Origin of the sequence: Streptomyces sp. NBC_00353, assembly GCF_036108815.1 — a bacterium.
In the GTDB taxonomy this organism is placed as follows: Bacteria; Actinomycetota; Actinomycetes; order Streptomycetales; family Streptomycetaceae; genus Streptomyces.
The window spans coordinates 2,709,452-2,723,666 of sequence record NZ_CP107985.1; the positions used below are offsets into that span (position 1 = coordinate 2,709,452).

Below are 14,215 nucleotides of genomic sequence, written 5' to 3' on the forward strand. Positions count from 1 at the left end.
GTTCGGAGCAATGCCCCTGGGCGCCAAGATCGCCGCTGCTGTCGTGATCATCGCCGTCGTCGGACCGGCGATCGCTGCGATCCGCTGGTTCAAAGCACAGATGCGGTAGGCCGGGGCCGTCTCCGGGCCGTGATGGAACTTACAAGGCATGTGCCGGCGGCGCCGCGCGTGCCGGAGCTTCTAGTCCTGCCGGGGATGACGGCCTTCCAGAGCAGGGCAAAACGGCATACAGGTTGAAGGAGTGGCGAATAGCCGGTCATCCTTGGCGCCATGAGTCCTGCCTCCTCCTCATTCGGCCCGCCCGGCACGGGCGACTACGCCTACGACTGGGCCTTGGTCGACGTGGAGACCTCCGGGCTCATTGCCAGGCGGGACCGGGTGCTGTCCGTCGCGGTGGTGACTATCGGTCCCGACGGCGAGCAGACCGGGGAGTTCTCGACGCTGCTCAATCCGGGATGCGACCCAGGGCCGGTGGATGTGCATGGGCTGACCGTGCAGCGGCTGCAGGGCGCACCGACCTTCGATCAGGTCGCCGGGCGGATCGGGGCGATGCTCCAGGACCGGGTCCTGGTCGCCCACAACGCCCAGTTCGACTACGACTTCCTGGCCCACGAGTTTGCCCGTGCGCGGATGTGGCTGCCGGTGTCGCAGCGGCTGTGCACCCTGGCCCTCAACCGCCAGGTGGATCCGCCGACGGGCGACATGAAGCTCGGCACCCTGGCTGCCCACTACGGCGTACCGCAGCAGCACGCGCACGATGCGCTGGACGACACCCGGGTGCTGGCCGGGATCCTGCGGGCGTCGCTGCGTGAGGCGGCGCGGCTTGATCTGCCGTTGCCGCTGGTGACCTGCCCACCCCGGGCAGAATCCCAGTTCACGCCGCAGCCACCCAAGTCGCCCTGCGCGTACCGGAACCCGGGACGGCTGACTCCCGGCGGGCCGCTCCAGCAGGGAATGAAGATCGCGATAAGCGGTGAGACCGCCCACGCCCGGGCGGAGCTGGTGGGGCGGGCGGTTGCCGCCGGGCTGAACATGATGACGTCCGTCAGCCGGCATACCAGCGCGCTGGTCACCAACGAGCCGGCGTCCGATTCGGCGAAGGCCCGGCGCGCGGTCACCGAAGGCGTGCCGGTCATCGATGAGCACACCTTCCTGCGGCTGCTGGCCGACGTACGGGGCGGGACGGCGCATGAGGCGACGGTCGCCGCCGTGGCCGCCCCGGTGAAAGAGCCGGAAGCGGCACAAGTCCGGTTCGTGGAGCCGGTGTCCACCACGGCTTCTACCGCACCCGCCCCAGAAGCACCCACCCTGCCCACTCTCTCCCCCGTCGTATCCGTCCCCGCTCCGCGCCGGCCGGAGAACGCGGTCAGCACCTCGGACAGGCCGCTGACGGGACGCCGGGTACTGGTTCTTGGGGGTATACATGCCGATGCCGCGGCAGCTCGTACGCGTGTCGTCGAACTGGGCGGATCCGCGGCAGTCAATCTGTCCGCCAGCGTCACCGACGTCGTGCTCCTGCCGGGCGGCGAGAACGACCGGCGCATCCACCGCATCACCGCCCTTGCGCTCCCCGTGCACGACCCACATTGGCTCACCGCGCCAACCGTCGTCGGCCAGGGCACAGCGGCTGTCCGGCCGCAGGACCCGCAGGTGATGCCAAGAGGCGGCGTCATCGACCTGCCCATGCCGCACGGCACACCCTCGCCCGAGTGGTACGTAACCGCCGGCTGGGCCCCGCAGGCCGACTGCGAGATCGACGTCGTCGCCTTCATACTCGACGAGGACGAACAGGTCACCTTCGACGAGGACTTCATCTTCTACGGCGCCCCGGAGAGCCCTGCCGGCACCGTGCGGCTCCTCACCGGCGGCCCGGCGGAACAGACCATCGCTGTCGACCTGGCATCCCTGCCGCCCGCGACCCGCAAGGTCGTCGTCGCCGCTGCCCTCGACGGCGCCGCCACCTTCGGGACGGTCGGCGCCATCCAGATCGGCGCTGCCCCTGGCAGCAGCGGGGCACCACTCGCCCGGGCCACCCTGGACGCCGCAACGACCGAACGCACCATGCTGCTCGCGGAGATTTACCGCAGGGGTCCGATCTGGCGTCTGCGCGCCGTCGGCCAGGGCTACGACCATGGGCTCGATGTCCTGGCCCGCGGATACGGGGTCCACATCGCCGAGTGAACGACGGTGATGAAGGTCTGTACGTCCCCTGGGTCAGGCACGGCGACGCGGTGCGGGTGGGGGCCGAGGTGCAGGAACCGGCAGGCTTGAGGTCAGTCCGGCGGGTTGCGCCCCGAGTCGTTGCGACGACGGCTCGGGCGCCACTGCCACGTGGAATGCCCGAGCCGCCATACAGCGCAGGAGCGAGCCGGCACGGGGCCGGCCCGCTCCTGCGTTCGGCGCCCGCATACCTCCCCATGAGAGCGGGCACCCCGACCCGCGTGATCGGGTCACCTTGTCCAGCGCACCGCGCGTCGGAAACATCACCGGCAATGGGGGACGGTCACGGAGTCAACACTCTTGCGAGGAAATCCGCTTGAGACCGTCACGACTCAGTCGCCCTCCATGCACGTATCCCGGTGAGCGCAACGCTTCCCGCAGGATCGGCGCGACGCGGAACTCGACAACTCTGCGTCGTAGGTGCCGTACCGCCCGTTTCGCACGGGCGCCTCCTGGAAGGGGTGTCGGCTCCGAATGCGGCCCTCGCGGGGCAGGTAGGCTGGGGCCGCTGCGGCGCCCCCCTTCATCCGTGCTCTCGCGGTAATTCATGGCCTGCGGCGATCAAGACGTCTTCGGGCATGAGGAAGAGACACGGTGCTGATAGCGGACCGATACCGGCTACGGGACGCCATCGGGCGCGGAGCGATGGGCGAGGTCTGGAGCGCCTTCGACGAGACACTGGACAGACCGGTAGCCGTGAAGCTGATGCTCACCCGGGATGCCGACCCCACCGCGGCCTCCCGCTTCCGCCTGGAGGCGCAGACCGCCGGCCGCCTCAACCACCCGCACGTGGTCGGTGTCCGTGACTTCGGCGAGTACGACAACCGCCTGTTCCTGGTGATGGACCTGATCGAGGGTGACAGCCTCGCCGGGGCGCTCGCCGTCCAGGGAACACTCCCCGCCGAACGGGTCGCCCGTATCGCCGCCGAGGCTGCGGGCGGACTCGCCGCCGCCCACCGTCAGGGCATCGTCCACCGGGACATCAAGCCCGCCAACCTGCTGCTGGACGCGGACGGCACCCTGAAGATCGGCGACTTCGGCATCGCCCGCTTCCTCGACGACCCCGGTAACGCCCTCACCGCCACCGGCCACATCGTCGGCACCAGCCTCTACCTCGCGCCCGAACGCGCCCTGGGCCACGCCGCCGGTCCGGCCTCCGACGTGTACTCCCTGGGCTGTGTGCTGTACCAACTCCTCACCGGGAGGCCGCCGTTCCAGGCGGACTCCGCGCTCGCAGTGCTGCATCAGCACCTCGACTCCGTCCCCGTCCCGCCCCGGCAACTCGGCGCCAGTCTCCCGCCCGCCTTCGAGAGCTACCTGCTCGGCCTGTTGGCCAAGGAGCCCCAGGAACGGCCCACGGCCGAGGAAGCGGCGAACTGGTTCGCACACGGGTCCTGGCGCGGAGCCCCGGAACCCCTGCCACAGGAACACCAGGACCACACCCGCCGCGGCGGGCTGCCTGTCACGGGCTCGAGACCCACTGGGCTCTCGACGCCCGCGCACACCACAGCTACCGGGGGCGTCTTCCTCCCGACGGCGGACACCGAATGGAGGACGAGTGTGCACCGAGCGGTGCCGCGCCGTCCTCGCCTGTCGCTCCTCCGCCGTTCCGGACTCGTGACCGCGCTGGGCACCGCCGCCCTGTTCGTCGTGGCGCTCCTCGTCGGCATGGCCTGGTTCTCGCCCGACACCGGCTCGGCGCAGAGACCGCAGGCTGATCCGTCCACGCCGCTGTCCTCCTCTCCCTCCACACCGGCACCCTCCTCCTCTCCGTCACAGCCCGCCGCCCAGGAGACACAGAAGCCGGCCGACAACACCGAGCCGAGGCCCGACAAGCCCGACAAGCACGGCGGCAAGGGCAAGCACTGACAAGAGCCGGGGCGTTCTGCGCTGCTCGGATTCAGCACACATGAGACCGGGAAACCTGCCTCCTGGAGGATGTGGCCTGAGCCCTGCTCGCGCAGGTAGGGGATCGCAGCCTGGGTGACCCAGACTGCGCCGAACAGGTTGGTTTCGATGACGCCGCGCGGCTCCTCCTCGGAAAGCTCCCCTACGGCGTCACCATCCTCATCTTCAGCCCCGAACCCGGCACCCCCTCCGACGACGCCATGCGCCTGCTCAACTTGTCGGCCCGAGACGAGGCCCGCACCGCACCGCGCACCACCTGACTGCAGGCAGGAGCAATGGCCCCTCGCCGGAGCTCCTATGGGGAAGCCTCTGGCCTGGGAAGGGGTACCACGCAGGCGTCCGTGCCGGAAGCAGCCAGGGCTGCGTTTTTAAGGGCCAGAAGGTTGGCGGCTGCCGCGTATCGGTGATCCAGAGTTGCCCTGGGACAGCCGAAACGATGCCGGTATGACGGCGAGGACTGGCCTTGTCCCGACCTCTGGACCTGGCCCTGCCCTACGCCGACCACCAGGACTACCGTGAGCAGTGGCGGCCGCGCCGAAGCTCTGGCTGAGTGTCTGACTGCGTGACAACCACAGCAGCCGGCGGCGGACACATCCGGACTGTCTCCGCAGGTGAGCGGGACCCTGCCGCCTGCGCAGGCTCCTGCCCGCATTGCTCCGGGTCGAAGGGCAACGGCATCGAGGACGCCCAGTCAACAGGCAATCAGCCGCTGTCGAGAGAGCGCCGGCGATTCCAGGAGACGAAGAGAACTGCCGCGACCGGCCAGACGATCAAGATGGGTGCGAGACTCGCGAAATCCCTGGCGATGTAGCCGATCCCAGCGGCCACCAGGGCCAGACCCAACATTGTCCGAGCGACGATCCACAGCTTCCGTTTACCGCGGGGTCCGATGAGCTCGTGGGTCCGCCACAGGCACCACCAGGTGGCGGACAGGGCACAGCCGGCCACGTTGAGCAACATCAGGACCATCGCCGAGTGCAGAGGCAGCCTGCCTTGCGGGGCGTCCGGGAGGAGACGGGTCCCACCCGTGCTCTCCCTGGTTATGGCGGTACGGCGGCCCTGCCAGACGGTGACGGTGACATGTTCCCCGGATCTCAGGTCCTCCAAAGTGCTGGGCGGGTTGCTCAGGCGGTACTCTCCGGCGACGGCGACGGGTCCATCGAGAGTGAACACCAACCGTTCCTAAACAGTGTCCAGGAGTGAGCCTTGTGCCCACGTCCCAGTACTGCGCGCATCCCGAACGGTTTTGGATGCGCTGATCCCCCGCGTTCTCGTTGTCCCTGTCCGGCAACGTGCATCGTGTGCACGCTCCGCGACGGGGCGGCGGGTTTCCTCACGCCCTCGGTCACCACGATCGGCCTGGACGGTCCGATGCCCAGCATCATCACTCTGGTGATGCTGGGGCGGTGCCGTCCGTCGCCGGATCGGGTGCCCGAGGGCGCGCCTGCCAATGGCCACCGAGGCGGCGTCATGGCGAGTCATGCTGCGAGTCCTGCTGATCAGGGGCTTGCGCCAGTGCTGGTCGCCCCACATCGAGGTGTATGCCGGGTCGATGGCGACGATGGCGATGCCGTGTTCGGCGGCCATGGAGACGATGCGGGCCTTGAGCTTGCCGGTGGGCATACCGGAGATGAGTTGCCGGAACCGCTTTTTGCGGCCGTGCTTCTCGCGGGTCTTCTCGGCGGCGAAGTCCAGGTTTTCGATGCCGATCGCCTGCGCGCCGGTCTGTTTGGTCCAGTTAAGGAGGCGAGTGAGGGCGTGCCGGATCTGGGCGTCGCGGTGGTCGGCGGTGCCGGACAGGTCGTAGCCGAAGCGGCGCGGGTCTCCGACCGGGTTGCCGTGCCGGTCGAGCCGGTAGGCGGCGAAGTGGTCGGCGTTGGTGTCGACGCCGATCATGCCCCGGGCCCGGGCGGTCTCCAGCGGGATAGTCTGCACGGCGGGGCGTTGCCAGGATGCGGTCAGGTACCAGCGTCCGCGGTCCGTGTCGAGGTGGATGCGGTAGGCCACGGCCCGGTTCGCGGTGATGCGGTCGGCCCACTCCGCGCCCCGGTGCGCGAACGCGATGCGGGCGGTGAGGGTGTACCGGCCGTGCTTACTGTTGGCCAGGTGGGCGAGCGGGGCGGGCAGCTTGATCGACACTTCGCCGTCCGGGGTGACGCGGATCGTCTCGTTCCCGAAGCGTTTTCCGGCCTCGCCGTCTGCGGCGAGGAACCAGCGCTCAGCCTCCCAACGCTGACGCCACTCGCGCTCGGTGAGCTGCGCGGCATGAAGGTTGTGCCGGTTCCTGAGCAGCCGCCGGCCGCCGCGGACGACACGGACATGTCCGGTCTTCCAGTCGTCGCGGGCCACGTCGAGGCGGTGTTCCAGGGTGGCCAGGCGGCGGGACTTGTGGAACCACTCGCCCTTGGACCGGTACCCGCCCGGCGCCCGCTTGCTGCCTTTCTCCCCGATCGGGAGGGACAGGCGGTGTCGCAGCGTGCGGATACCGGCCTCAAGGTTGTGGACATGGGCGAGCAGGCAGCGTCGGGCCAGGCCGTACTGGTCGTGCGTGGCCTTCGTGATCGCACCCGCGATACGCGACGACGACTGCTCGGTCAGGTCACGCTTGCGCGATGCCCACGCGTCGTTGTCGTGCTTGTGCCCGGCTTCGCAACGGGCCTTGAGATCGCCAGAGGCCAGGCGGCCCTGGTGCTCGCCGACCAGACGCAACACCTTCTCGTCCTTTGGTGTGAGGTGCTTGAGGCGGTCGCGTAACGCCACACCGGACGGGCCGACAGCAACGAACGGCGGGTCGATGGTGCGGAGCTGCTTCTTCTTGTCAGCCATCGGCAGCCGCCGCTTCCAGTGCCTTCCTGGCACGGTTCTTCGCACTGCGGCGACCGTACAGGCGGGCACAGAACGAGGTCAGAACCTCCACCATGTCGCGCACCAGGTCGTCTTCGGCCTCGCCGTCATCCAGCACAACGAGTCGACGACCGGTTGCAGCCAGAGCGGCCTCGACGAGTTCGACGTTCATGCGGCCCAACCGGTCTTTGTGCTCCACCACTACGGTGGTCACCGCCGGGTCGGCCAGCAGGCGACGGGCCTTGGCGCGGGCGCCGTTCATGCCCGAAGCGATCTCGGATTCGACGCGCACGACCTTATGCCCGGCCTTCGCGGCCCATGCCGACAAGCGTGCGGTCTGCCGCTCCAGGTCGGCCTTCTGGTCGTGGGAGGAGACGCGCGCGTAAAGTCCCACGCCACCGGTCACGGACGGTGAGGTGTTCGCGTCGATGTTCACCAGGATCGTGCGCGGCCCCACTCGCTCCGCAGGGACCGGCAGCGTGCCCTCACGGAACCAGCGGTACGCAGTACGCGGGGCGACCCCCTGTGCGCGTGCCCATTCCGTCAGATTCATACACCAGATCATACGACACTCGTGACATCTAAAGGACACTTATCGACACTTAGTCGAGAGCAGTTCCTGACCCCTCCGAGTGCCCGTCCGCGACTGTGGCGTCGATGCGCCGCAGGCAATTCCGGCTGCTCTCCCCGAAGCCACATTCGTGAGCGGAGCGGAGGGCACGTTGGTCGCTGAGAGAGTCCGAGAACTCGTGAGCGAAGTGGCCGGCTCCGCACAGTGCCAACATGCCGGCGATGAGGGCCAGGCAGCCGACGGCCCTGACCGCAAGAACTGTCCTGGCCGACGGTTGAGTCCCATGTGCAGGAGTGTTGTCGTTCCTGTCGGGTCCGCGATCGGGCTCGCGCGTGGACGTGTCCATCCATGCTCCCTCGGGTTCTGCTCGCCTTCTTGTAGGACGGTCGATCAGCCCCCATGGATGCACGCCGGCCGCGTGACGCCACTCGGCCGGCCAAGCACGTCACGGTGAGCACCCAAGCACGGGTTCTGGAGCCGAGGTTGACATCACCAGGTGGGCTCCCATCCCGACCACCTTCTACCCAGGCAGAACCGAGCAGTCACGGCTCGGGGCGTCAAGGTCGTTCTACGACCGGATCGTCGGCCTCGTCCTCGATCAGATCGCCGTCGACGGTTCCATCACCAAGGCCCCGGCGGTGGTGAGGTCGCAGGCCGGTGACCGGTAGATCGCGGCAAACAGGGATTGAAGCGCTCAGGTATGACGGATGGTTATGGAATCCCACTTGGTCGTGTGCTGGCTGGAGCGAATCGTCACGACTCCCCGCTGCTCGCCCCGACCCTGGACCGCCTGGAGGACCTGGGACCGCTGCCCGACGACATCACCGTGCACCTGGACGCCGGCTACGAATCGGACAAGACCCGCACCCTGCTCCACGAACGTGGCCTGCACGGCCGCATCGCGCACAAGGGCGAGAGGGCGCCGATCCAGGCCAGTCAGAGGTGGCACGTCGAACGCACCCACGCCTGGCAGAACGCCTTCCACCGCCTCGCCCGCTGCTACGAGCGCCGGGCCACCGTCATCGACGCCTTCTTCGACCTCGCCGACACCATCATCACCGTGCGTAGCCTGATCCGCCGAGCGTGGACCACTCACCGCTGGGAGGACCGCCCCCGCCGCCGTCCGTGACGGACCGCCATCTGCGCGAGTGGTCGGCTGGTAACTTGACTCCCATGATGGTGGCATTGATCGACTCAGGGCTTGGCCTCCTTTCCACCACAGGGTGGCTTCGGCACCTCGCCCCGGAACTCGATCTGCTTCTGTTTCTGGACCCCGACGGCGCCCCCTGGGGATCGAGAACGGCCTCCTTCGTCACGGACCGTCTGTTCAGTGCCGCTCAATTGGCCGTCCAGCGGGGCGCGGAGGCCATCGTGGTCCCCTGCAACACCGCCACCGTCACCGCGATCGACGCTCTGCGCGAGAGTTTTGAACCCCGTGTGCCTGTGATCGGAACCGTGCCCGCCGTGAAGCCGGCCGCAGCGGCCGCCCAAGGCATCGCCGTGTGGGCAACCGTCCGGACCACGGCGAGTGACTACCAGGATCGCCTGATCGCGGACTTCGCGAACGGCCGGCCTGTCGCGCGTGTCGCATGCCCTGGTCTGGCCGAGGCGATCGACCACGGAGACATGACCGCAGCAACGGAAGCGATCGCCGACGCGGCAAAGCGGACCCCCCAGAATTGCGACTCCGTGGTGCTGGGATGCACGCACTACCCCCTGGTGGCGCCAGAGATTCTGCAGAGCCTGCCCACCGGAACCACCCTGTACGACAGCGCGGAGGCAGTCGCCCGCCAAACACTGCGGCGATTGGACAGAACCACGCAATCGCGCAGCACCACGGGCTCCATCGACGTGGTACTCAGCGGGCGCCGCGGAAATCTCCCAGCAGGCGCCCACGCCTACCCGCTGGGTCGCGCCCTTGCCGCCGCAGCGCGGGTGCCCCGCGAAATTCTCATCACTGCCGCAACTCGCGCCTCGATGGCTGCTCCAGCGATCTGAGCAAGCCCGGGAACCCCTTCTTCTCGTCGGCCAGGCGTACAGCCACTCCGTTCGCGGCAAACCCTGGGAGATCACAGAGCGGACAGCGCACACGGGAACGGCCCGGATCGGCGGGTGCCGTTCATCTGCGGTGGGTGTGGGATTGAACCCACGGTCACATCGCTGCGACGACGGTCTTCAAGATCGCTCAGGTGTCGACTCGCCCAATGAGACTCCGCCGTCCTACCCCTGAATCGGCAGGTCTGGATGCGTGAACACAAAGATCATGTACACGACTGCCGCTGCCGTCCCTACCGCCGCGAGCGCCAAGCCGATCAAGGGTTGGGCACGGCTGACGCCCTGACGGGAGGCGGCTCGGCACTCGATGAATCCCCGGACAACGCCTGCAAGACCGATTGGCAGGGCAAGCGGCCACACAACCATCCAGAAGGGGCAGCAGAACCAGCACACGACGGAAGCTCCGCCGAAAACGACGGCCAGTCGCGCTCTGCCGCCAGTCACATCATCACTACGTGTCACGCGCTGATCAAAGCAGCACAGGTATACGGCTCAACAACCACCCCGACCCACCCCGCTCATCGGCTCACCAATCTTGAACGGCCCGAGGAACCATCGTGCGTCCGCCGGAAGGGCCGAAGGAGCTGCCTCCCGGGCTACCGCTCCGGACCCGTTCAGGCCGGTTGGCGCCATCGACGCGCACAGCCGACCTTGCTCCCTCTACGCTGCTCTGCGTGGACTCCGCTGGAATAGCACCTGCCAAGGCCCGATCGCGTGCACGGCGTGCGAGCGGCGTGACGGCGCTGCTTCTCCTGTCACCCTTCGGCGCCTGGCTGTTGGCGCTGGCGGACTACCTTCCGACCGAGGCTTCCGTGCTCTGTGCCTTCGTGGGCAGCCTCGCAGCGGGTGTCGCGCTTCTGGAGCAGTGCCAGGAGATGCGGGTGATCCGTTGCTCGATGACTCACATCACCGCGCGAACCTGGACCGGTCAGCGCTCGGTGGATCTCACACGCATACGGGATGTCCGACTACTTACTACCTTCCACTACGGCGGGGCGTACCACGCTGTCCTGGTACGCGACCAGCACGGCGTGCGCTTGGGACTCACCTCGGTCAGGACCAAGCGGGCCCTGGTACGCGCACTGCGCAACGCCCCAGGTGACGCGCAAAACAGACCAAGAATCAGTTCCGCTGCACGCGCCCACCTCGGCCTCGGGGCCAGCCGGACTCACACGATGCATACCGTCACCAGTTTCCTGGCGCTGACGATCTCCATCTGTCTGTACAACGGGCTCGTACTCAAACTCGCGGGCTTATAGCTTCCGGCCGACGAACACCCCTCCGAGGCCTTACCGCGAGGTCAGGATGCAGAGCGGAAGGCCTTCGTCGGGGTCGCCGACGCAAGTCCAGAGCTTCAGTGTCTTGCCGTCTCGCAAGGCCTCGTAGCCGAAGCTCACGCCATCGGCTTTGAACGACATGTCGACGCTGGTCTGTCCCTGCCAGTCAGAGTCGCGCCAGGTGCCTGATCCCGACCTGGGTTCGTTCTCCGGCTCGTCGGCATCGATGCCGAAATAGCCGCCGCAGACGTCATCGGCGGTGAACGTCCCGTCCGGCTTCAGCTCCAGTGTGCCGCCATCGGTATCGGTCCACGTGGTCACTGTCTGGGATCGGGAAAGCTCGGTCGGCTTACCGTCAGGGACGGGCGGGAAGGCCAGCCTGCCACATGCGACGAGGGCGAACGCGACGGGAACGAGGGCCAGGGCTGCCCGGTAGAACGCAACACACGCCACCCCAACACTTTCCGCGGGACACGCGAACGACTGCGTATCGACCAGTCGTCGAGCACGTGCTCGTCATCCTGTCAGCATTACTGAACATGTTCAACTTCTTCGTCAGCCTGTGCATGTGAACCCGTGGTGCTCCGGACGGTGCGGTCGGCCTCACATGCGCAGGTCCGTGCGGTTCCCCGTGCCACAACCGTGCCGGATCGGGCGGGGTTCACGGCGGAACTGCGGCTGCCGGCGGAGGCCACGGCCAGCAGCCGCCGAAGTCGGCACCCTGCAGGTCAGATCCCAACTCGCCCGACCTCGCGCTTAAAGCGGTGACTACGCGCACGCCCGCCGTACGCCAGTGCAGGCCACCGGTGCGCCGCCGTCTGCGGTGAGGAAGAGCATGAAGAACCAAGACCTATCGGCAGCTGTGACCTGCCCAAGAGGCACCGACTGGTCATGCCGACCGAGGAGCTGCACCGCTCGTTCCAGTCCCACAGTCTCGATGCCCTTCCGCCGCGTGTGCCGAAGGTGGAGCGCATACGTCCGGGCATGAAACTCGGCGGGCCAAGTACCTTTCTACACAACGTAGGTAGCGCCGCCACGGAGGGCAGTCAGGGCTGCCACGGATGCCTCGTCGTCACCGGCCAGCGGCCGTACCGGCAGATGCCTTGCCATGATGGGGATTCTTGAGAACGACCGGGGATACTCCTCACCTCACTTGGTCAAGCCCTCAAGCGAGTGGAGAAGTTCGGAGACCGGCAGGCCCGGTGGCGCCGCGTCAGGCCTTGGCACCAGGCATGCCGCTGGTTACGACGATCGCGGCCACGTCGCCGGTCTTGGTGCGGCCCAGCCAGACGACGCCGCCCGACTCTGCCGTGAACGTGACCAGATCGGCTTGTTGCGACTCGTCGGTTACCCGCTCGCACCAGCCGGGCAGCTGTTCGGAGTCGCGCGGCACCGGCCTGCCGTCCACATACGCGCGAAACGGCGCGGTCAAAGCCATCCACGCGCCGGCGTCGGCGAAGCAGCCCACATTGGCGTCGGAGCCAAAACGGATCTGCTCGCCCGGCTGAAGCCGGTCGATATCGTCGTCGACACCCAGGCCCATCTCCCACCCGACCACGAGGTCTTCACTGATGCACAAGCGGGTCGCGGCGCACGCAACGCCGTCGAAGTGCTCCCCGAAGAATTCGTACGGCCCCGCCGTCCACGCAATCTCCACCCGGTAGGTGCCCGGGGGAATTCGCACCGCCAGCTCCCGTGGGGGACTCGTCGGCAGTCCTCGCTCGTACTCCCAGGTTTCGTCGTCATGCCACGGCGCGTCCACGACGAGACGGCCGCTGGGTATGCGGATGGCGGTCACCTCTTCAATCCCCGTGACCACGACCGGCGTTGTCGGATCGTCGTACACCGTCCCCAGGTGCTCCCCAGGCGTGAACGCCGTCTCGAGGTACCAGGTGGCCTCCGGCCCGGCCGCCAGCCGAGCGTCCCCGATCCACTCCATGTCTCGTCCCTCCGTCGCCACCCGGCCGGGCGGTCAACCGAAAAGGTACGTGGGCCCAGTGACATCGACAGTTCGTGCATCGACACACGGAACGCGACCGTGACCAGGTCAGCTCGCCGTGGTACCGCCACTACGCCGGATGCCGCCTGGCAGGTCGCGGAGGTAGGCAGCCAGACCGCAAGGTCAGCGCGGGCCCGCCCCTCCCGCAGTGAGGCCGGGAGGGGCGGCAAGCCCACCAAGCTCGCAGCTACCGGCGGGATCCGAAACGGACCCTTGGTATGGGGACGCACTCGAGCCGGCCACGCGCATAGGCGTGCGACGGGAAACGTTGGTGCTGGGCTCAGTACTTCCCTGTCGCCCGGAGTTCCTCAGTGAGGTCTTCTCGGCAACGTAGCGGTTGCGGTGTGTGACGGGGTGCGGGTGCCCGCGGCCTAGGTCTGCGGTGCCAGGGTGCGTAGGACGTCGAACTCGTTGCCCTCGGGGTCTGCCATGACTACCCAGTTTCGGTCTGGGCCCTGGCCCACGTCCGTCTTGGTGGCGCCGAGGCCGAGCAATCTGGTCACCTCGTCCTCGGTGCTGCCGTCGATCGGGCTGACGTCGAGGTGAAGCCGGTTTTTCACAGTCTTGTCCTCGGGCACCTGGATGAACACCAAGGTGGGCGGCATCTGGCGGGCCCGAACATCCTCGATGGTCGGCATCCAGGAGCCGATCTCGACCTTGCCCTCGCTCCGATCGATCACCTTGAAGTCCAGGACCTTGCACCAGAAGGCCGCGAGCCTCTCCGGATCGTGGCAGTCAACGACCAACTCGGTGAACCTACTTGTCATGACTCTCCCAGATAGTGCGGACGGGACTCAGAGTATTGGCCCGTGCCGCCCGTCCGACATTCCCACCTTGACCGACCTCGGCTGCGAGAACGCCGGCGACGGCTTCCGTCACCCGGTCAAGAAGCCGAAAGTCAGCGAACTCGACGACGAGCAGCAGGCGTTCAACTCGGTCATCCGAGGCGTCCACGCGGTCGCCGAGCGGGCCAACGCCCTGCTCAAGATCACCTTCAAGGCCCTGCGCCGGGTCAGCCTCGACCCCAGCGGCATCACCCGGATCGCCCGAGCCGCCCTCGTCCTGCTCCAACTGGAACACGGCCGCACCGCCTGACCGAAGATCACGAACCGTCACGAACCGTTACCGAGAAAGATTCAGTGACCTGGTCTCGGAATCTCGGACTTTCCCAGACGGTTTCGTGACGCGCTCTCCCGCCGCGCGTCCCCCGCTCTCCCATGCCATAGTGGAAAAACCGCGCGCTCACCCCAACGGGGGATAGCATGTCAAGAAAGCGTGGCCTCGCTGCTCACATCGAACATCCTCTGAGCCTGGCGAGACCCGCCCGGCCATTGGCCCGTC

Annotated in this window: 11 protein-coding genes and 2 pseudogenes; 7 read left to right on the forward strand and 6 right to left on the reverse strand. The window is 67.6% G+C overall.

What is annotated here, in order from left to right; all coding sequences use genetic code 11:
• Nucleotides 1-270 precede the first annotated feature (270 nt).
• From OHA88_RS12425 to OHA88_RS44625, 3 genes are all read left to right on the forward strand, one after another.
• Nucleotides 271-2,181 (forward strand): TerD family protein, encoded by a 1,911-nt coding sequence (locus OHA88_RS12425; RefSeq protein ID WP_328625546.1) that lies wholly within the window; start codon nucleotides 271-273, stop codon nucleotides 2,179-2,181.
• Between the two features lie 633 nt (nucleotides 2,182-2,814).
• Complete coding sequence (locus OHA88_RS12430; protein ID WP_328625547.1) at nucleotides 2,815-4,089, forward strand: serine/threonine-protein kinase; 1,275 nt, start codon at nucleotides 2,815-2,817, stop codon at nucleotides 4,087-4,089.
• 502 nt (nucleotides 4,090-4,591) lie between these two features.
• Nucleotides 4,592-4,678, forward strand: a complete 87-nt coding sequence (locus OHA88_RS44625) for a DUF6221 family protein (RefSeq protein WP_443044370.1) — start codon at nucleotides 4,592-4,594, stop codon at nucleotides 4,676-4,678.
• A 152-nt stretch (nucleotides 4,679-4,830) separates the two neighbouring features.
• Here the strand turns inward: OHA88_RS44625 and OHA88_RS12435 are convergent, their stop codons facing one another.
• The 3 genes from OHA88_RS12435 to OHA88_RS12445 are packed head-to-tail and all read right to left on the reverse strand — an operon-like array spanning nucleotide 4,831 to nucleotide 7,525.
• Nucleotides 4,831-5,301, reverse strand: coding sequence for a hypothetical protein (locus OHA88_RS12435; RefSeq protein WP_328625548.1), 471 nt, complete (start codon nucleotides 5,299-5,301; stop codon nucleotides 4,831-4,833).
• 9 nt (nucleotides 5,302-5,310) lie between these two features.
• A complete protein-coding gene (locus OHA88_RS12440; RefSeq protein WP_328625549.1) occupies nucleotides 5,311-6,954 on the reverse strand; it encodes a transposase in 1,644 nt (547 codons plus the stop codon).
• Nucleotides 6,947-7,525, reverse strand: coding sequence for an IS607 family transposase (locus OHA88_RS12445; RefSeq protein ID WP_328625550.1), 579 nt, complete (start codon nucleotides 7,523-7,525; stop codon nucleotides 6,947-6,949). Before OHA88_RS12445 ends, OHA88_RS12440 begins: the two co-directional genes overlap by 8 nt.
• 584 nt (nucleotides 7,526-8,109) lie before the next feature.
• Between OHA88_RS12445 and OHA88_RS12450 the strand changes: the two are divergent.
• The 3 genes and pseudogenes from OHA88_RS12450 to OHA88_RS12460 all read left to right on the forward strand — a co-directional run.
• Nucleotides 8,110-8,672, forward strand: a pseudogene (locus tag OHA88_RS12450) (transposase); the annotation flags it as partial.
• Nucleotides 8,673-8,716: 44 nt separating this feature from the next.
• A complete protein-coding gene (locus OHA88_RS12455) occupies nucleotides 8,717-9,541 on the forward strand; it encodes a glutamate racemase (protein ID WP_328625551.1) in 825 nt (274 codons plus the stop codon).
• Nucleotides 9,542-10,332: 791 nt separating this feature from the next.
• A complete protein-coding gene (locus tag OHA88_RS12460; RefSeq protein WP_328625552.1) occupies nucleotides 10,333-10,857 on the forward strand; it encodes a hypothetical protein in 525 nt (174 codons plus the stop codon).
• Nucleotides 10,858-10,887: 30 nt separating this feature from the next.
• Here the strand turns inward: OHA88_RS12460 and OHA88_RS12465 are convergent, their stop codons facing one another.
• The 3 genes from OHA88_RS12465 to OHA88_RS12475 all read right to left on the reverse strand — a co-directional run bounded on the left by OHA88_RS12465 (nucleotide 10,888) and on the right by OHA88_RS12475 (nucleotide 13,641).
• A complete protein-coding gene (locus OHA88_RS12465; protein ID WP_328625553.1) occupies nucleotides 10,888-11,328 on the reverse strand; it encodes a hypothetical protein in 441 nt (146 codons plus the stop codon).
• A 760-nt stretch (nucleotides 11,329-12,088) separates the two neighbouring features.
• Nucleotides 12,089-12,814, reverse strand: a complete 726-nt coding sequence (locus OHA88_RS12470) for a DUF4241 domain-containing protein (protein WP_326606519.1) — start codon at nucleotides 12,812-12,814, stop codon at nucleotides 12,089-12,091.
• 431 nt (nucleotides 12,815-13,245) lie between these two features.
• Nucleotides 13,246-13,641, reverse strand: a complete 396-nt coding sequence (locus tag OHA88_RS12475) for a VOC family protein (RefSeq protein ID WP_328625554.1) — start codon at nucleotides 13,639-13,641, stop codon at nucleotides 13,246-13,248.
• Between the two features lie 58 nt (nucleotides 13,642-13,699).
• Here OHA88_RS12475 and OHA88_RS12480 point away from each other — a divergent pair.
• A pseudogene (locus OHA88_RS12480) lies at nucleotides 13,700-13,969 on the forward strand (transposase family protein); the annotation flags it as partial.
• Nucleotides 13,970-14,215 lie beyond the last annotated feature (246 nt).